The organism is Longibacter salinarum (genome assembly GCF_002554795.1).
GTDB lineage: Bacteria > Bacteroidota > Rhodothermia > Rhodothermales > Salinibacteraceae > Longibacter > Longibacter salinarum.
Genome location: NZ_PDEQ01000002.1, coordinates 106,382 through 124,923 on the forward strand (window position 1 = coordinate 106,382; position 18,542 = coordinate 124,923).

Genomic DNA, 18,542 nt, shown 5'->3' on the forward strand with positions numbered 1-18,542 from the left:
GGTGAGATAGCGGTACAGCCTGCTTATACCTGTCCACGTTGAGAGGCTGTGGCACGTAGCGGATCGCCGACGTGGTACTCGTTGGCTTTGACGAACCGGTCGAGAATCTCATCCGGCTTTTTGTGGATGTCGTCGACCGGGCCGACCCAGTGCATGTGGCAGTTGTGGAGAAACGCCGCACGATCGGCAATGGCGAAAACGGAGTGCATGTCGTGCGTCACGACCACGCTGGTCACGTTAAGCTCGTCGGAGAGCTGAGTGATGAGCTCGTCGATCGTGTTCGACGTTTCGGGGTCAAGGCCACTCGTCGGTTCATCGTACAGGATGTACCGCGGTTCCAGCGCGATCGCCCGGGCCAGGGCGACACGCTTACGCATGCCCCCGGACAACTCCGACGGTTTTTTGGGCCCGACATCTGGCATCCGGACCAGTTCGAGGCACTCGAGAACGCGTTCGCGAATCTCCTCGTCTGACTGCGAGGTGAAGTAGTTTAGCGGGAAGGCGATATTCTCGAATGAGGTCATCGAATCAAACAGAGCGCCGCCCTGAAAGAGTACGCCGAAATGCTTTCGGACCTCGCGGAGCTCTTCGTATGGAATGGCGCCGATATCGATGTCGTCGACGAGGACCCGGCCCTTGTCCGGCTTTAGCAGTCCGACCAGGTGCTTCATAAGGACGCTTTTCCCGGAGCCGGATCGCCCGATGATGGCGATCGTCTCACCATCTTCGATTGTAAGGTCGACGTCCTCAAGAACGTCGAGGTCGCCGAAGCTCTTGTATAAGTTTTCTACCTCAATCATGCAGCAAGGGGTACAGCGAGCGAGAGCACGGGGAGAGTCAGAGAAGCGTAACAGCCAGGAAGAGATCCGCGATCAAGATAAATACACAGCTCTGGACGGCGGCCTGCGTTGTAGCGTCGCCTACACCTTCAGCGCCACCGGTTGTGTAGTACCCTTTGTAGCAGGCGATGGACGTGATAATGAAGCCGAAGGTAAAGGACTTAATTAGACCAAAGAATGGATCGAACGGCTTAAAAAATTGACGCGCGCCGTCGATGAATTCCTGAGCACTGAGAAAGCCTCCGACGTGTCCAATCATGACGCCGCCCCCGATACCGATCAGGCAGGCCGCGACGTAGAGTACCGGGAACATGATGATACCGGCCAGCACGCGCGGAAGGATGAGAAAGCTAATCGAGTTCAGCCCCATCGCTTCCAGGGCGTCGATCTGCTCCGAGACCCGCATCGTGCCCAGTTCAGCCGCGATGCGAGCGCCGACACGACCGGCCAGGATAAACCCTGTGATCACGGCGGCGAGCTCTAGCATCATCGAAGGGACGACGATGGAGCCGATAATGGTGTTAGGAATAAAGGACGCCTCCAACTGGTAGGCGGTCTGGACGGTCAGCACCGCGCCAGAGAACGCCGCTGCCAATGCCGTAATCGGAAGCGAGTCGATCCCGATGCGCACCATCTGCGTGACCAGGTTTCCCCAGTACGTCCGAACCTCATCAAGCGACGAAAAGGCACGGGTGAGCAGCAAAATGTAGCGCCCGAGCGTGTAGAACGGGGCAAGGAGACGATCGGCCACCAGACGCGTGAGATTAAGAGCAGAAAATGAAGGGATGCCGTGCCGTCAGGCGAATGCACTTCGGCGTACAACGTACACGTTAACACGGACGGCGACTTCATCCCGTGCCGTGAATACGTTGCAAAGGTGCCGGTATGATGCGGTTGAGCTGTTACAATCGTGCGCCGATCCACCAGGCAGTGACACAACGTTGGCAGATCTGGCGCGTAGACTGACGTTGTGCGCCGGACGTGCCCGACCAGGTTTCTTGCTTTGGCTGTGTACGGCATTCTGTATCAACTGTCACGCGAGCGTCTTGGTTCGTCATCCCAGCGCGCTCGATTTTCGTTGCTCTGATCGATCCATTCGTCAACCATGGCCAAGAAATCCATTCTGTACGTCTGCCAGGAATGCGGACACGAAGCTCACAAGTGGATGGGCAAGTGTCCCGGCTGCGGGGCGTGGAATACCATGGTCGAGGAAACCCCGAAGTCGCAAGTGAAAGCCCGCGTGCCGAAAGGGGCATCAAAAAAGAAGTCCGCCGGGTCCAATGGTTCTCGCGGAGGATGGGGGGCCAACCGGACAACCAATGCGGACATCAAGCGTCTGACGGAGATTGAGTTGACGGAGGAGGCACGCCTTCGCACGGGCATTGTGGAGTTCGACCGCGTGATGGGCGGCGGCATCATGCAGGGCTCGTTCAGCCTGATCGCCGGGGATCCCGGCATCGGAAAGTCGACGCTGATGACCGAAATGGGACGCTACCTCCCGAATCACACGATTCTGTACGTGACAGGCGAGGAGTCGAAGCGGCAGGTGAAGCTGCGGGCTCAGCGCCTTGGGGTCGACTCGGAAAATCTCCTTCTGCTTTCGGAGACGAATGTGGAGGAAATCAGCTCTGCCGTCGAAGACGTGGAGCCAGACATTCTCATTGTCGACTCGATTCAGACGATCTACCGTCCCGATCTCTCCAGCGCGCCGGGCTCGGTCAGTCAGGTGCGCGAAAGCACCGCCTCATTGCTCAAAATCACGAAGGAACTGGAGTTCTCTACGTTTCTCGTCGGTCACGTCACAAAGAAAGGCACGATCGCCGGCCCCCGTGTGCTTGAGCACATGGTCGACACCGTCCTGTACTTCGAGGGCGACCGGCATCACGCGTATCGTATTCTGCGCTCGGTCAAAAACCGATTCGGCGCGGCGAACGAGATCGGCGTGTTCGAGATGCGTGAGTCCGGGCTCCGGGAGGTGCAGAACCCAAGCGAAATTTTTCTCTCGGAGCGCGGCTATGGGGTCAGCGGCTCGACCGTCGTGTGCTCGATGGAGGGGACGCGTCCTGTGCTCGTGGAAATCCAGTCGCTGGTGACACCGAGTAGCTACGGGACGCCGCAACGCACGGCCACCGGATTCGAGTACAAGCGGCTGCAGATGATTCTCGCTGTGCTGGAGAAGCGATCCGGCCTCGCCTTCAGCGATTACGACGTGTTCATCAACGTGGCGGGCGGTGTGAAACTGGACGAGCCGGCCGTTGACCTCGGCGTGGCCGTGGCCGCGGCCTCCAGCTTTAAAGACGTGCCGACGGATACGGGCAGCGTGTTAATTGGCGAGGTGGGGCTCGGTGGCGAGATTCGAACCGTCAGCCAGGTCGAACCCCGGCTTAAGGAGGCGGCAAAGCTTGGCTTCGAGCGCGCCGTTATTCCACAGAACAACCTCGACCGCATCACGGTCGACCTCGACATCGATGTTACCGGGGCGAAGACGCTTCGCGATGTCGTTGATATGGTTTTGTGAGGTTTGGGGTTTGAGGTGTGAGGGATGTGGGAGGGGGAAAGGGCGAGGGAGAAAGGGAGAAAGGGGGTGGAATTACCGCGATTTTGTTGGCTTCGGGGCCACGGTCTGGAGGAGGCGGAGGCATGACGACTCGAGAAATCGACGCGTCACCCTGTCGTCGGCAGGACTTAGAAGTCGACAATGTGACACCGACGCAGGGGGATTTCGGAGTGCAGGTCCCGTTCAGGTCGGGCGGAATGTTGCTTGCTCCCATACTATAACTGCAAACACGCTGTGAGTGAACTGCGAATCGATCGGCTCAGAGGGTCATGACGGTAGCTAACCTGGAAGACCTCTTCATCGAACAGGTTCGTGATCTCTACAACGCGGAAACGCAGGTGCAGAAGACCTACGAGCGCTGGTCTAATGCGGCTCAGTCCCAGCAATTGAAGACGCTGCTATCTGACCGGATCGAGCAGGCGTCCCGTCGCATGAATCGGTTACAGCAGATCTGTAACGCGATGAACGTCGAGCCGACCGGCGAGAAATGCCACGGAATGGAAGGGCTCCTCAAGGAAGGGACTGAGTACATTCAGGAGTCGGAGCCAACCGCTGTCCGCGATGCGGGGCTGATCGCCGATGCTCAGCGCGTCGAGCACTACGGAATCGCCGGGTACGGGTGTGCCCACACGTACGCGGAGCGACTCGGCATGGATGAGGCGGCACAGGCACTTGAGAACAATTTGGACGAGAGCTCGGAGATAGACCAGCGGATGACGAACCTCGCCAAGGGTCTATTGAATCCGAAGGCCGAACCCTCGACTGCATAAACCGCGCGTGACGATCCTTAACCTTCGCCCGCTCCAAGCTGCTTTGCCAGCAGACGGGGCGGGTGTTTTGAGTTCATGGTTCAAGGTTCAGGGTTCAAGGCTAGCTACCGCACAGTTTGACTTCATTCGTATGTCTACGAAAAACGGATCTCGTGCGTCTCATGCGTCCTGGAAACGAGACGTTATCGTCGAACATGACGCACTCACACACTCCCATACCCACATACTCCCATCCATCTCCGAGCAGCCGCGCCTAGGAATACTGAAATGACACACGCTCGAATGAACGTGTCCGGTAGGTAGGGTTCAGGGTTCAAGGATACATTCACACCTTAACACCTCAATATCTTGACACTTCAACACCTCCAAACCTACACGCGTGTTTTCACGCGTTTGAGCTTGGGGATCACGTCCCGGCCGAGGCGCTGAACTTCCTCCAGCATCGGGGAGCATTGCAGAAGCACGAGGTCGAGGCCGACATCGGCGTATTCCTGTAACCGATCCACGATCTGCTCCGGGGTGCCAACGAGGTTCGGGCGCAGGCCCCGGTTCGACACCGAGTAGTCCTTGAGGTCGATCTCTGAATCCAGCTTCGAGTTCTCTACGAAGTCGTCGTAGCTATCGTAGCCTTCGGACTCGTAGTCGATGGTCGTGATGCGATCCAGCTCGGCCTGCGCCTCCTCTTCCGTGTCGCGGCAGATTACATACGCCGCCATTCCGAATTGCATATCATCGGAGTTGTAGCCTGCCTCCGCGCGACGTTGGCGCATGTCTTCGATGTCGCGACCGATTTTCTCGGGTGAGCCGCCGTGCATGAGATAGTGATCGCAGTGGTTGGCGATCATCGTGCGTCCCTCGTCGGACCCGCCTCCCGCATAGATCGGCACGCCGCGCGGTTGAACCGGCTTCGGCTCCAGAATCGCGTCTTCAATCGTGTAGAAGTCGCCGTCGTACGAGAACGTGTCCTCCGTCCACAGCCCGCGCAGGATCTCGACGAACTCTCTGGACCGGTCGTAGCGATCGCCGTGCTCAAGCCAGTCGCCAACGTACATCTTCATCTCCTCCTCCCACCACGCGGAGACGAGGTTGATCTCGAACCGTCCGCCGCTGATGTGATCGATGTTGGCGGCCATCTTCGCCGTTACGGCCGGCTCCCGGAAGCCCGGACGGATGGCAGACATAAGCCGGATCCGGTCGGTGACGGCAGCCAGAGCAGAGGTCGTCGTCCAGCATTCCAGGCTCGGCGCCCGAATTCCTTTGATGTCGTTTAGGTTCAGTTCGGCGATCAGGATCGTCGAAAAGCCGGACTCGTCTGCCGCCTGTGCGACCCGCTTGTTGTACTCGAAGGTAGGTGGCATCCCTTCGTCTTCCACGTTTCGAAGCCATCCGCCGAAGATGGGGAGCCAGATACCGAGATCGATCATTGCGATTGCGAAATGCTAATTGCGAAATGCGAAATGTAGGGTGAGCGCATGCTTCTATGCTGCGACCTGGAGTTCCTGGCCGAGGAGTTGGGCAACGGCGTCCCATGCGCTTTGCTCGGCTGCCGTCTCGATCTCGGGGTTGTAGTTGGTCGTTCCGTTCACGTCGTAGGTCCAGCAGCGACCCTCCGTGTCCTCGATAAACTCGATTCCCGCGACATCGACGTGCTCGGCGGCAAGGAACCGTTCGTACTGAGCAATCAGGCGGGCGGGGAGCTCCGTGCGCAGCTCGAAGAGGCTATCGTCGCCGTCGATCGTGCAACTGTCGCCCGTGCGGCAGGCCTCTGCGGGGCAGAGCTCGAAGCCTTCGCGGGTGTCAGCTGTCACGGCATAGACGAGGGTGCCACCGACGAACTCGCATCGCGTGATCTGAGGGTCGGCGGCTTCGATGTACTGCTGAAGAAGCGTGATGTGATCGGGCGATGGCACGAAATCGTCGGATCGTACGTGCGTCGCGAAGGCCTCGTGCGTTTTGAAGAGCTGGACGCCGAGTCCTTTGCCGCCGCGGTTGTGCTTCGTGACGAACGGAGCCGGCACCTCTTTGGCTGCGTCGATAAGAACCTCCGTGTCGCCGGCGACAGCGCGTGTCTCGGGTACTCGAACACCTGCTGCCGCAAGGGCCTGGTACTGCCGGACCTTGCTCATTTCAAGCTCGAATGCAGGCAACCCGTTCACGACGCGACGACCGTGCCGCTGCAGCCACGCCAGAACCTGACGCGTGTGATCGACGCTCGCGGCATGGCCACGCGTGTGCGACGACGCGCTCATCCGGTTGAAGAACACACCCTCGGGTGGGGCGGAGAGGACGTCAAAATGGCCTTCGTGGAGGAACCACTCGTCGAATGGCACGCCCGCGCGATCGAGTGCATCGCGAAGCGGAGGAAGCCAGTCGTCGTTTTCGTGGATGATCGTGACAGTCACGGCGGAGCAGGGTCAGTCGGGAGCAAAATGAAAAACGCCTTCACGGCGCAAACCGGGAAGGCGACAATAGGGCAGACTGCTGAAATATGTTAGGCATTGTCGGGGCCGGGGCGCTAGACCAAAGAGCGGGGCACGCGACAACAACACATCATGAGGACAAAGACGATGGAGTCTGTAGTAAGAGAGTGCTTACAGAATTGAAGAAGTCATCGCTGAGTTCCAGAGGACACGACCGCAGACCGGTGTGCCCTAGTCTGTATGTGTTCTTTTCTTAATATGAGATGAATAGATGGGGTGAGGGGTAATCATGGTGAATTATGAGGTGAGCACAAGATACCTTACGTATTAAAATATGTATTCGTTGACTTGGCGTGCCGAGTTTTCATCCTCTCTGCTTGTGTGACGTAGCCCACGCTACTGACCTCTTTATATATGGCCTCACCTATGTCGAATTCTCTATCCCGATGTGTTGCACTCATCGCTGCGGTTGGCCTCTTCGCAGCCTGTACGTCGGCTGAAGTTGTATCTAAAAAAGACCCAGACTACGCGGGCACCGTGGAACGTTTGCATTTGCAGACGGCCATCAGCAGTGACCTCGAAGGACTCGCGCAGCGCGCATCCGAAAAGATCCGTCTGTCTCTCGTTTCCTACGGCATCGGGACGACGGTTCAGCATCGAGCGTACACCCCCGACAGCAAGGAAGAGAGCGAAGGAGGCCCTCGTCTTGAGAAAGAGAAGGCACTCGTCGTTCCGTACGAGAAGGCGCGGAGTGTGGACGCCTCGCACGTGCTCCTCATCGAGGAGAAAAGTCAATCAGAAAGCACAACGTACGCACCGCCGACGGGGCCAACGGGAGGGATGGCGAGCACGACCCATCAGTCGTACGTCTTCGAGGCGAGTCTTTACGACGTAAATCTACAAAAGCGAATTTGGCGAGCCGATGTTACAGCCAAAGGGACAAAGACAACCAGCCAGTCCATGGAAGGCGAGGTGATGGCCGATAAGATGGTAGAGCGTCTCGCAGAAGACCGTCTTCTTCCCCCAATGCAGAATGACAACGTGTCCGGCACATACCGTTAATCGACATCGCGTTGTCTATTTCAATAGAGGAAGCGTGGGGTGTGATGTTGAATATCGCTTCCTTCTTGTCCTTTTTCTCATTGCGTTTGACTGCTTCCGCTTTCTATGCTTTCGTACTCTCCTGCGAAGAAGCGAAGGTTATTGCTATCTGGTCTGCTCGGCCCTTCGTGCACCTGGATCGTTTTTCTTTTCACGATCAATCTGACCCTGACTGCCTGCGGTCCGGGTCTACAGACGACGACGCGGTCGACCGTTGCAGACGACTTTGCTGTTCCGGTCGAGGATCTCTTCGTATCTGTAGAAGCCGCCGATCTGGTCGCCGAAGATGAACTAGCGAGGGCATTAGAAGCAGCATTCGCGGAGTACGGAGCGGCTGCGGAATGGCGGGTTTACGACAACCTTGAACTTGACGAAGCTCCGGGGCTTGACCACGCGAAGGAAAACGAGATGCCCTATGCCTTGCTGCTCACGTTCAACGAGCGCAGGATGGATTCCGATGGGATTCCCGAAAGTCAGGTTCCGATGCTAATTAACGTCGATGCCGGTCTGTACGATGTTGATACGGGACGTCGCATGTGGCGCGGGATCGTCGAAACGTTTGAAGATGAGTCCTTTCTTGCCGACCGAATTGCAAACGAACTCGTGCAGGCGATGGAAAATGACGGGGTCTTTGGTTTGGAAGAGCGGAATCGCGATGCGCTAGGAGCGGCGCGGCAGTCGCGTTGACTGCGGTTAGTTTGCACGATGCCCAGGTACTGGCCCTCCCGATGTTCGCGTTGCTCCTGTGCTGAGGAGGGCACGAGATGGACGTAACAGGATTGGGCTGATGAGCAGGACGCACTTAATCATTATACATCTGTTTGCCGGATGTATCGCAAAGAAGTAAGCGCGGCCGTTCAGGCAGATCATGAGTCTGGCGGTGATCCGTTAGCACTGACGCAGCAGACAGAATGCACGAGATCAGCCGAGCCTCGTTTTGCGAGCTCCGCGAGGATCGACCGTAGAGCAGTCCGCACCTCCGGGTGGCCGAAGGCGATCCACCAAACACGTTCTAAACCTACTACTTGACAGCACGCTATTCGAATGCGTCACATTTCAGCTCCCTCTTTTTTGATCGTCTGCCTTTTACTGTCCCTGATCGCCCTGGTGACGGGTTGTAGCAACAGCGCGCAGACCCATATCGATGCCGAGAAGAACTACGATTACACACAGTTCCTCAGCGACGTGTTAGTGGTAGATCAGTTTTCTGACGATCACGAAGAGGTGGGGGAGGGCCTCACCGCGCGCATGCGTTCGCGAATGGAAGAGCACGGGCGGACCATTTCGTTTCTTCAGATCTCCGATGGCGAATTCGAAGTGGAATACAAGGGTACCCTTCTGGAGAAGGCGCTTGAGGAAGGCCGCGAGGCCAACGCCAAACAGGTTCTTGTTCTTGCCGATCCAGACAAGGAAGCATATGTCGCGGAACCAGTGATGACTCCCTCGGGACACATGATGTCACCCGGTGGAGGGATTCAGATGGTGATGTTTGCCCGCGTCTACGACGTCCAGACGGAGGAGGAGGTGTGGGTTGCGGAAATGCGACCGAGCAAGAAAGCGTTTAGCGACGAGAAGTTTGGCCGCGGCATCGCCGACGATTTGATTGCTGCACTCATCGATCACGCGCTTCTGCCGAGCTTCATGCGGCTGCCCGAGCCCGAGCGCATAACGCGCTAGGGACAGCGTGTGGGACGTTCGAGGTCCATGTATGGCCCCTCTCAATCCACGTGGGGCTCCAATTTCGTATGCCGTAGTGGAACCTTCAGAAGCGCTCAGGGTGACCCGCCTGTTCATTTTCCCAAGGGAAGACTGGCTACCAGGCATGAACTCTCGCGAAACGGTTCTCGTCACAGGCGCATCCTCAGGAATTGGTGCGGAGCTCGCCCGGTGCTTTGCCCGATCCGGCTCCGATGTTGCTCTTCTCGCCCGTCGCGAGGAGGCACTAAACGAGCATGCTCAGTCGCTACAGGACACGTACGGCGTCGCGGCGCACGTTCTGCCGTTTGATCTCAGCACGCCGGGCATCGGGCGCGAGGTGGTCGATCGAGTGGACGCGCTCGGCCTGACGATCGACGTGCTGGTCAACAACGCGGGGTTCGGCAACAGAGGGTCGTTTGTTGATACCGAGGATCGCGAGCAACTTGACATGATCAATGTCAACATCAGTGCGCTGACGCATCTCGCACGCTTGCTGCTGCCGGGCATGCTCGATCGGGGCCGTGGAGGCATCCTGAATGTAGGCTCCACCGCTGGATTCCAGCCGGGGCCGAACATGGCCGTCTATTATGCGACAAAGGCGTACGTACTCTCGTTTTCCGAGGCGCTCGCGCAGGAGGTGTCAGGCAGCGGCGTGACGGTGACATGCCTCGCGCCGGGGCCGACGAAAACGGACTTTGCGGATCGGGCGGAGATGCACGATACGTTGCTGTTCGAGTCTGGAGCTGCGATGTCGCCTGCCGCTGTGGCAAATTATGGCTACGATGCCTTCCGGCGGGGCGACACGCTCGCGGTACCGGGACTCCCGAACAAAGTCGGGGCTTTCGCGACGCGCTTCCTCCCTCGATCGGTTGCGAGTAAAGTCGCGGCCTACCTGCATAGGGACGGGTAGCTCGGTTCTGAACCGAGTCGTTTATTCGTTCGAAGGGTGCGCTGCGTTATGATTCCTCTTCGGCGAGTCTTTGCAACCTCGGTCGGTGCCTGTCGTTTGCCCCATGTTTTGCAGCGATGTTTCGCGTGCTGCCCCGTCGAGTTTCCGTTACCATCCAAGCGTCTCATGAGTCCTTCGTCTATCCTTTCCCGCATCGGCCGCGGGATCGCGCTTGTCAGTTTCCTTGTGCTGCTCTTCCCTACGGTTACGTCCGCGCAGGACGAGGGACTGGATACGCAGCGCATCATCGATAACCTGAAAATGGAAATTCCTCAGCTTCGCCAGACTGGTCAGGTCTCGCTGAGCTCGTTCTCGGATAGTGAGATCGACGGATTCAAGCGCGCGACGCTCACGGTAAATGGGCGTCAGATTCCCATGCTGGTAACGCCGGACGGATCGCAGGCGCTGTTGCTCGCAGGGCCGCCGATCAACGTTAGCCGGTCGGTAGAAGAGGTACAGGACGCTCTGGCTGCGGAGTCAAGCGAACGCGGCGCAGCCCTGGCTCGTGCGGCAAAAGGGATGCCTGTGCGCGGTCCGGCCGACGCGCCTGTGACCCTGGTCGAGTTTTCGGACTTCCAGTGCCCCTACTGCGCGCGAGCGTCGAGTCTCGTCAACGAGCTGATGTCGCGATATCCCGAGACGCTGAATGTCGTGTACATCCACTACCCGCTGCCGATGCACGAGTGGGCCCGACCCGCAGCCGTCGCATCGCAGTGCGCCGCGCGCCAGAGCGACGACGCATTCTGGACGCTACATGACGCATACTTCGACAATCAGAACGACCTCACCGAGGCAAACGTCGTGGAGAAGAGCGAGTCGTATCTCGCAGACGCGTCGATCGACATGGACGAGTGGAGGACGTGCGCACAGGACTCGGACTCAGCTGCGCACCAGGAAGTGCAGGAGACGATTGAGGCCAATATGCAGGCGGGCCGTTCGGTCAACGTCACGGGGACGCCCTCCTTCTACATCAACGGACAGAAGGTGCAGGGCGCGCGCTCGGTCGAAGCATTTGCCCGTCTGATCGACCAAGCTGCGGCGAACGCCCAGTAGAGACTCGCTTCTGGACGCCTGCTTACACGGACTCCCATTTGGCTTCGCCCGACATGTCACGTTTTGCCGTTGTTGCATTCTGCGTCGTTTTCGCTTCCAGCCTCCTCATGGGGTGCGGCGCGTCGGACTCCAGTCCCGAGGTGAATGAGCAAAAGATCCTCGCCAATCTCCGACTGGAAATTCCGCAGGTTCGCGATGCCGATTCGCTGCGCATCGACTCCCTCAAGGAAAGTCAGGTGGATGGCTTCTACCAGGGAGAGCTGGTCGTGAACAATCGGAATCGGGTCTACGTGATGATCCGGAAGGACGAGTCCGAGGCGCTGCTCCTTGCCGGCCCGCCGCTCGACATCGGGCGCACGGCCGAAGAGATGCAGGCCTCCAAGGAGGACCAGCAGCGGGAACGAGCGGATCTACTGAAGAACGCGTCGCAGGGGATGCCGGCTCTCGGGCCGGACGAAGCGCCGGTGACGATGCTTGAGTTTTCGGACTTCCAGTGCCCCTATTGCGCGCGGGCCACGTCGATGGTCGAAGAGCTGCACAACCGATATCCGGATCAGCTCCGTATCGTGTTCATGCACTTCCCGCTGTCGTCGCACGAGTGGGCGCGTCCGGCTGCCGTCGCGGCCCAGTGCGCGGCACGCCAAAGTGAGGATGCGTTCTGGACGCTCCACGACTTCTATTTCGCCAACCAGGATGTCTTCACTCCGAAAAACGTGGTTCCGCAGAGTGAGGAGCAGTTGGCAGACGCGACGATTGATCTGCAGCAGTGGAGAGCGTGCGCCACGGATCGCCAATCGGATGTGCATCGCTCCGTTGTGAAGCAGGTGAATGCCTCGCTCGAAGCCGGCAAGCAGGCCGGCGTGACAGGGACGCCATCTTTCTTCGTTAACGGCGAAAAGGTACAGGGTGCGCGCTCAGTGGACGCGCTGGCTCAGAAGATCGAAGCTGCAGCGGGGAACTGACGATTGAGGATTGGGGATTGGGGATTGGGGATTGGGTATTGGCAATGTAGGTGGGAACGAGGACGGTTTTTGGCGAGCCTGGCAAGAATCCTTTTCTAAGAGGCTTGAATGAAGAGGGATGAGGCGGTATGTTGGCCGATGCGAAGCTAGGGGTGCCCGCCTGCGCGGGCTGAGAGAGTCTCTTCGAACCTGATCCGGTTTGCACCGGCGAAGGAAAGCTTCTCGCGACCCGATGGTGCCGATCATCCGGTCCTTGGGAACCGCTGGTTTCGCGTCAATCACTTTTTGAAGCCAGCTTCCATTTCTATGTCGTCTCTTGACTCCCAGGTCGTCGTTATTTCCGGTGCCAGTCGTGGCCTTGGTGCTGCCATTGCCCGCGCTGCCGCAAATGAAGGCGCTAGCGTCGTGGTCAACTATTTCCAGAGCGAGGCAAAAGCCGATGCCGTCGCGAAGGAGATCGGGGAGGCAGCTCTACCGGTTCAGGCGGACGTGCGCGATGCCGATGCCGTGCGTGACATGGTAGATGCGGCCGAGAATCATTTCGGTGCGCCGGTGACCCGTGCCGTGCACAACGCGCTGATCGACTTTCAATTCGACGCCGAAAATCGTTCCACGCTCGAGGAGATCGACTGGGACGAGTATCAGGTGCAGACGGAAGGGGCGGTGCAGGGAGCGCTCAACCTGATGCAGGCGTGCCTGCCGTCGATGAGAGATGCCGGCGCAGGGCGTTTTGTGGCGATCGGGTCGAATCTCGTTCAGAACCCGGTGGTGCCGTATCACGACTACACCACGAGCAAGTCCGCTCTTCTCGGATTCGTGCGCAACGCTGCTCAGGAGCTGGGGCCTGAAGGCATCACGGCCAACATGGTGTCTGGAGGCCTTCTGCAGACGACCGACGCCAGTGCAGCGACATCCGACGAGGTCTTCGGAATCATCGAGCAAACGACGCCCCTACGTCGCGTCACGACCCCGGAGGAAGTGGCCGATGCGGTCCTGTTTTTCCTGTCCCCATGGGCACGTGCCGTGACCGGGCAGAACTTGATCGTCGACGGCGGATTGGTCATGAAGTAGGTCGTGCACCGTCACTCTAGCGTTCGTCTCAAACCGTTTTATCATGGTCCTTCTAGCGATCGAAACCGCGACGCACACCTGTGGGGCTGCGGTCTGTGTGGATGGCAACGTTGTGGCCGAGAACCACATGCACCGGCCGCGGGCTCACGCGCAGCACCTCACACCGATCATTGAGGACGTGCTGACGCGTGCTTCGGTCGATCATTCAGAGATCGACGTGGTTGCGGTATCGAAAGGGCCCGGATCATACACCGGGCTCCGCATCGGGGTCAGTACGGCGAAAGGCTGGGCGGAGGCGACGGGGGCGGATCTCATCGGCGTGCCCACCCTCGAGGCGCTGGCTGCGACGGTGACACCCCACGCAAGTGAAGGGGAGGTTGTCTGTGCGGCGCTCGATGCGCGGCGCGACGAGGTCTTTGCCGCTGCGTACCGGATGCGCGAAGTTGTGGGGGATGGCGAGAAGACGCATCCGCACCCGTGGACGGGCCGGTTGAAGCTGCAAGCGGCCGCCTCCGCGATGAACGTAAAAGAGTTGCCGGACTGGATCGGCGTCAAGAAGGCGCGGGTGCGTGTAATCGGCACGGGTGCCGCGAAGGTCGAGCCCGTCCTCCGGTCGGTCGGCATCAAGGTGCGAGTTGTGCCGGACGTGGTCTCTCGTCCGTCGGCCGCGTGGGTGGCACGGTGTGCTCTCGAAATGGTTGGCCGTGGCCAGAAAGCGGAGCCCAAGACGTTCGAGCCCATGTATCTTAAGGCGTTTCATGTGGGCTGAGACGTGGGAGATCCGCCCTTGTCCGGTGCCAGTGCGTGCGCGATGGAATTTCACGCGGACAGCTGCTGTGGATTTGGACATTGGATTCGGTAATCCAGATTATAGAATGTCTGTGGCGGATCGCTTCCGCCCCTCGTTTTTCCTTCGCCTGTCTCCTCGTGATTCGACGACCGTTCCGTTATGCCGTGGTTCAAGCGCAAGAAAGCCGGCATCCTCACCACCCGGAAAGAGCAGAATGAGGTACCGGAGGGGCAGTGGGTGAAGTGCCCGAAGACGGGGGAGATTATCAACCGGCGAGAACTGGAGGATAATCTGCTCGTCTTCCCGAGCTCGGGGTATCACTTCGGCATGAGCAGCGGGCGATACTTCAATTTCTTATTCAATGACGGCGAGTACGAACTCCACGACACCGATCTGATGAGTGTCGACCGCCTCGACTTTGAGGATCGAAAACCGTACGACCAGCGCCTGAAGAAAGCGCGGGAGAAGACGGGGCAGAACGACGCAGCTCGCTCTGCCACCGGCGAAATGGGAAGCCACGAGGTGTCGATGGCCTGCATGGACTTCAGCTTCATTGGGGGCTCGATGGGGTCGGTGGTCGGAGAAACCATCGCGCGTGCCATCAAGCGAGCGTACACCCGCGAGATTCCGCTCGTCATCATCTCGCAGAGTGGTGGAGCGCGCATGATGGAGGGAGCCCTCAGCCTGATGCAGATGGCGAAAACGAGCGCCCACCTTGCTCGACTCGACGACGCCGGCCTTCCCTACATCTCGGTACTTACGCACCCAACGACGGGTGGCGTGACGGCATCGTTCTCCATGTTGGGAGACATCCACATCGCCGAGCCGGAAGCGCTCATCGGATTTGCCGGGCCGCGCGTGATCCGCGAAACGATCGGGTCCGACCTGCCCGAGGGATTCCAGCGGTCGGAGTTTCTGCTCAAGCAGGGCTTCGTTGACATGGTCGTGGATCGCCGGCGTCTGCGTCAGCGCATCATCCACCTCTTCGACCTCCTGATGGACGATCGCTAGACGCGTCACCCCATTTTCGGCGGTTTCACGCACGAGCTACGAATAATGGCTCGTGCGTTTCCTTTGTGAGGATGTTTTCTGTTGTCGGAACGCTGAAACGTTAGCGTTTTTCGTCGTCAGGCAGCAGTGACGTTTTCGTCCGCGTCTGGCACCGTCGGCTGGATATCTATCGCATCTATGTCGACCGTGTGCGCGTCTCCCCAGAGGGGCGTGGGGCTGTCAGGCGAGGGCTTCGGGCTGGCACCGCCTCCGGGAGATGGCCCGGATGAGTCGCGGACTTCCCGGAGACTTAGGAAGAGGGGGCCAAAGATGCAGCCGGCGACGAGAAGGGGGACGAGAATGGGGATGTCCATCAACCTCAGCGATAGCACGTGGTAAATCTTTTCGGACTGTGGGTACGACGCCGTGAAGACCCCGTTCTCACTCAGACCCCATCGTTCCGTATATGAAAAGGTGACGACGAGAGCGAGTGGCAAGGAAGTCATTCGAGGTTGGACCGATACTGGATGCCGCTCTTAGCTGGGGAGCGAGGTGCGATGGCCCAATGCAGAGACCATGAGAAGCTGTTTGGCGAACTGTCACTGGCCACCCCAAGGGCACTCGGTCGCTACGCTCCCAGCGCTGCGACTTCGTGGCTCTCGCCCCGTGAAGCTACTGCGCTTGCCAGGTAGTTCCCCACGGGGTGACCTCCCTGCGGTCGGCCTCACTACACGGCTCGCTTGAGCGCTCCACGGGGGCTTCGTCCACTGTGTCTCGGCTGCTGAGCCATCCGCCAAACAGCTTCTGATCCGTTGACATGCAGAGAAAAGAGTAGGTACACACAAAAAGACGCCCCGCCGAGATATCTCGACGGGGCGTCGCATCCCCCCGGCGTCGGTCGGCTGCCTGCGCGTCCGTAAGGACACCAAGCAGGCCGTACCGAGCGCCGGTTTCACCCCCTTCGGTGAAACTCAGGTGTGATGCGCTGTGTCGGATCGGCAGGTCGTGTGAAGTGGCTGCCGAATACCGAGAGGGGCGTTTGTTTTTGTACCGCTATCAGGGTACACCAGCGCTGTGAAAGGATCTACGGATATGTAGAGCGACCGTGCGGGTACGTTCGGACGAGTAGAATATAAGCCAACGGTGCACGAAATCGTCGGTCGCCTTACACCGTACCGGAGGACCGGATTGCGCCGGTCCCCGGACGGCAATTCAACGACTCGGGCCGACACGCAACTACGCATTTGCAGGCTCCAGCGTTGGGCCGGCCTCTGCGATTTCTGCTCCGGCAACATCTTCGTACTGTTTGAAGTGGTCGCGGAAAAGTCCCACGAGCTTTTGCGCCTGTTCATCGTACGCGGCTGGGTTGTCCCAGGTCTCCCGCGGCTGCAGAATCTCTGCCGGTACGTTTGGGCAATCCAGCGGGACATCGAAGCCGAAGACCGGATCGCGCGTGGTTTCTGCTTTGGATAGCGCCCCGTCGTGAATCGCGTCGATAATGGACCGCGTATGTGGAAGCGGCATGCGGTGACCGGTTCCGTAGGGTCCTCCAGTGATGCCTGTGTTTACGATCCACGCGTTGGAGCCATGCTCGCGCATTTTCTCCGCCAGCATCTCCGCATACACGCTCGGGTGCCGGACGAGGAACGCCGCGCCGAATGCCGCACTGAATGTCGCTTTCGGCTCCGTGACCCCGACCTCCGTGCCGGCAACCTTTGCGGTGTAGCCGCTGATGAAGTGGTACATCGCCTGCTCGGGCGTCAGCTTCGCCACGGGCGGCATCACGCCGAACGCATCGTACGTAAGGAAAATAATATTCGACGGGTGATCGCCAACGGCCGGCAGCTTGGCATTCGGGATATAATTCAGTGGGTACGAGGCCCGGGTATTCTGGGTGATGGAGGTGTCGCTGTAGTCGACCTCGCGTGATGCTTTATCCACCACGACATTCTCAAGCACGGTTCCGTAGCGGATCGCCTGGTAAATCTCCGGCTCTTTCTCGGCGGAGAGGTCAATGGCTTTTGCGTAGCAACCGCCCTCGATATTGAAGACCCCTTCGTCACTCCAGCCGTGCTCATCATCCCCGATGAGCTTACGGTTCGGATCGGCAGAGAGCGTTGTTTTCCCTGTGCCGGAAAGACCGAAGAAGAGCGATACGTCGCCGTCCTCACCTTCGTTTGCGGAGCAGTGCATCGATAGTACGCCGCGTTCGGGCATCAGGTAATGCATCACCGTGAAGATGCCTTTTTTCATTTCCCCGGCGTACTCCGTGCCGAGAATGACCATTTCGCTGTCCTCAAACGAGACGTCAACGCTCGTTTTCGATGTCATGTGCTGCGTTTGCCGGTTGGCCGGGAACGCACCGGCGTTGTAGATAACGAAGTCCGGCTCGCCGAAGTTTTCTAGCTCCTCTCGCTCCGGCCGAATGAGCATATTGTGCATGAACAACGCATGGTACGGCCGGGAGCAAATGATCCGTGCCTTCAGGCGGTGATTCGGGTCCCAGCCTGCAAAGCCGTCGATGACGTACAGCCGGTCGCAGATGTTCAGGTAGTCCTGAGCACGTTCACGGTTGATGCGAAACGTGTGCGTGTCGATCTCCATGTTGATCGGTCCCCACCAGATTTCATCCTCGCTCTCCGGGTGGCGGACGATGCGTTTGTCGGCCGGACTACGACCGGTCTTTTCGCCGGATGCGATTCGGAGCGCACCCGATCGGGTGATCTGAGCCGAAGAGTCGACGCGAATGGCCTCTTCGTACAGCTGAGCAGGCGTAGCATTACGGAGAACGTCTTTGACGTCAATTCCGTGGGCAGAAAGATTAATGTCAGGCATAGAGGCGATCCCTGTAGCCAGGGGTGTTCAGAAGAATGACGTGGATTGTGAGGTCGGGTGGAGGGCCAATATGCTGTCTGAGGAAAGATGTGGCTCGGAGAACTCAGCGTAGCCAGGCCAGACGACACATGTCAGGTAGGGTAATACATTCGGCGATGTTCGACGCTATAATCGTGCTTCGAATGACGAACGCCAAAGCCTATTTTCATTGTAATATCCGACCTCGAAGAGAACGTTGATGTCGGTTCGGATGCGTCCTCTCCTGTGGGGGCAACTCTTACAGGGTAGAGTCTAAAACTTGACGTGAACTGTCAAGTCGAATGAATAGATGATCTGGAGTTTGATCGTGACCGAGATGGATGGACCTGGATGTTGGCTGGGGGCATGGACCGTTCGCCACCCGAACGGTTGGACAAGGCCAGAGGCGACTTCTGTCTTTGCGTCGACCGACGCTAAGCGTTGCAGTACAGCGACATGCTGTCCTGAGGTGGACGCGTGCGGAATGAT

18 protein-coding genes and 1 riboswitch are annotated in these 18,542 nt (G+C 58.8%); of the genes, 11 read left to right on the forward strand and 7 right to left on the reverse strand.

The window, feature by feature from the left end:
- Positions 1 to 23: 23 nt before the first annotated feature.
- Both CRI94_RS04035 and CRI94_RS04040 read right to left on the reverse strand, forming a co-directional pair.
- Complete coding sequence (locus CRI94_RS04035) at positions 24 to 800, reverse strand: ABC transporter ATP-binding protein (protein ID WP_098074393.1); 777 nt, start codon at positions 798 to 800, stop codon at positions 24 to 26.
- Positions 801 to 837: 37 nt separating this feature from the next.
- A complete protein-coding gene (locus CRI94_RS04040) occupies positions 838 to 1,590 on the reverse strand; it encodes an MlaE family ABC transporter permease (protein WP_098074394.1) in 753 nt (250 codons plus the stop codon).
- 354 nt (positions 1,591 to 1,944) lie between these two features.
- Here CRI94_RS04040 and radA point away from each other — a divergent pair, with 354 nt between their 5' ends.
- Together radA and CRI94_RS04050 are read left to right on the forward strand one after the other, a co-directional pair.
- Positions 1,945 to 3,357, forward strand: coding sequence for a DNA repair protein RadA (gene radA, locus CRI94_RS04045; protein ID WP_098074395.1), 1,413 nt, complete (start codon positions 1,945 to 1,947; stop codon positions 3,355 to 3,357).
- Positions 3,358 to 3,665: 308 nt separating this feature from the next.
- A complete protein-coding gene (locus CRI94_RS04050) occupies positions 3,666 to 4,166 on the forward strand; it encodes a YciE/YciF ferroxidase family protein (protein WP_098074396.1) in 501 nt (166 codons plus the stop codon).
- A gap of 371 nt (positions 4,167 to 4,537) precedes the next feature.
- On the opposite strand, the gene CRI94_RS04055 is transcribed toward CRI94_RS04050, so the two are convergent.
- Complete coding sequence (locus CRI94_RS04055) at positions 4,538 to 5,587, reverse strand: LLM class flavin-dependent oxidoreductase (RefSeq protein ID WP_179862187.1); 1,050 nt, start codon at positions 5,585 to 5,587, stop codon at positions 4,538 to 4,540.
- Positions 5,588 to 5,644: 57 nt separating this feature from the next.
- Complete coding sequence (locus CRI94_RS04060; protein ID WP_098074398.1) at positions 5,645 to 6,568, reverse strand: ATP-grasp domain-containing protein; 924 nt, start codon at positions 6,566 to 6,568, stop codon at positions 5,645 to 5,647.
- Between the two features lie 444 nt (positions 6,569 to 7,012).
- Between CRI94_RS04060 and CRI94_RS04065 the strand changes: the two genes are divergently transcribed.
- The 9 genes from CRI94_RS04065 (at position 7,013) to accD (ending at position 15,221) form a co-directional block, all read left to right on the forward strand.
- Complete coding sequence (locus CRI94_RS04065; RefSeq protein ID WP_143815289.1) at positions 7,013 to 7,648, forward strand: hypothetical protein; 636 nt, start codon at positions 7,013 to 7,015, stop codon at positions 7,646 to 7,648.
- A gap of 105 nt (positions 7,649 to 7,753) precedes the next feature.
- On the forward strand, positions 7,754 to 8,374 hold the full coding sequence (locus CRI94_RS04070) for a hypothetical protein (protein WP_143815290.1): 621 nt from the start codon (positions 7,754 to 7,756) through the stop codon (positions 8,372 to 8,374).
- A gap of 357 nt (positions 8,375 to 8,731) precedes the next feature.
- Positions 8,732 to 9,364 (forward strand): hypothetical protein, encoded by a 633-nt coding sequence (locus CRI94_RS04075; RefSeq protein ID WP_098074401.1) that lies wholly within the window; start codon positions 8,732 to 8,734, stop codon positions 9,362 to 9,364.
- 145 nt (positions 9,365 to 9,509) lie between these two features.
- Positions 9,510 to 10,295 (forward strand): SDR family NAD(P)-dependent oxidoreductase, encoded by a 786-nt coding sequence (locus CRI94_RS04080; protein ID WP_098074402.1) that lies wholly within the window; start codon positions 9,510 to 9,512, stop codon positions 10,293 to 10,295.
- 165 nt (positions 10,296 to 10,460) lie between these two features.
- Positions 10,461 to 11,387, forward strand: a complete 927-nt coding sequence (locus CRI94_RS04085) for a thioredoxin domain-containing protein (RefSeq protein ID WP_179862146.1) — start codon at positions 10,461 to 10,463, stop codon at positions 11,385 to 11,387.
- A gap of 53 nt (positions 11,388 to 11,440) precedes the next feature.
- Positions 11,441 to 12,349, forward strand: coding sequence for a DsbA family protein (locus CRI94_RS04090; protein ID WP_098074404.1), 909 nt, complete (start codon positions 11,441 to 11,443; stop codon positions 12,347 to 12,349).
- 138 nt (positions 12,350 to 12,487) lie between these two features.
- Positions 12,488 to 12,582, forward strand: a riboswitch (TPP riboswitch).
- A gap of 73 nt (positions 12,583 to 12,655) precedes the next feature.
- Entirely contained in the window at positions 12,656 to 13,420 is a 765-nt protein-coding gene (locus tag CRI94_RS04095) for a 3-oxoacyl-ACP reductase (protein ID WP_098074405.1), read from the forward strand.
- Positions 13,421 to 13,463: 43 nt separating this feature from the next.
- Entirely contained in the window at positions 13,464 to 14,189 is a 726-nt protein-coding gene (gene tsaB / locus CRI94_RS04100) for a tRNA (adenosine(37)-N6)-threonylcarbamoyltransferase complex dimerization subunit type 1 TsaB (RefSeq protein ID WP_098074406.1), read from the forward strand.
- A 180-nt stretch (positions 14,190 to 14,369) separates the two neighbouring features.
- Positions 14,370 to 15,221 carry an acetyl-CoA carboxylase, carboxyltransferase subunit beta gene (gene accD / locus CRI94_RS04105; RefSeq protein ID WP_098074407.1) on the forward strand — a complete coding sequence of 284 codons (852 nt, stop codon included), beginning with the start codon at positions 14,370 to 14,372 and terminating at the stop codon, positions 15,219 to 15,221.
- 116 nt (positions 15,222 to 15,337) lie between these two features.
- On the opposite strand, the gene CRI94_RS04110 is transcribed toward accD, so the two are convergent.
- The 3 genes from CRI94_RS04110 to pckA all read right to left on the reverse strand — a co-directional run bounded on the left by CRI94_RS04110 (position 15,338) and on the right by pckA (position 18,035).
- Complete coding sequence (locus CRI94_RS04110; protein WP_098074408.1) at positions 15,338 to 15,706, reverse strand: hypothetical protein; 369 nt, start codon at positions 15,704 to 15,706, stop codon at positions 15,338 to 15,340.
- Positions 15,707 to 15,872: 166 nt separating this feature from the next.
- Positions 15,873 to 16,019, reverse strand: a complete 147-nt coding sequence (locus tag CRI94_RS17610) for a hypothetical protein (protein WP_179862147.1) — start codon at positions 16,017 to 16,019, stop codon at positions 15,873 to 15,875.
- A gap of 417 nt (positions 16,020 to 16,436) precedes the next feature.
- Complete coding sequence (gene pckA / locus CRI94_RS04115; RefSeq protein ID WP_098074409.1) at positions 16,437 to 18,035, reverse strand: phosphoenolpyruvate carboxykinase (ATP); 1,599 nt, start codon at positions 18,033 to 18,035, stop codon at positions 16,437 to 16,439.
- Between the last annotated feature and the right edge of the window lie 507 nt (positions 18,036 to 18,542).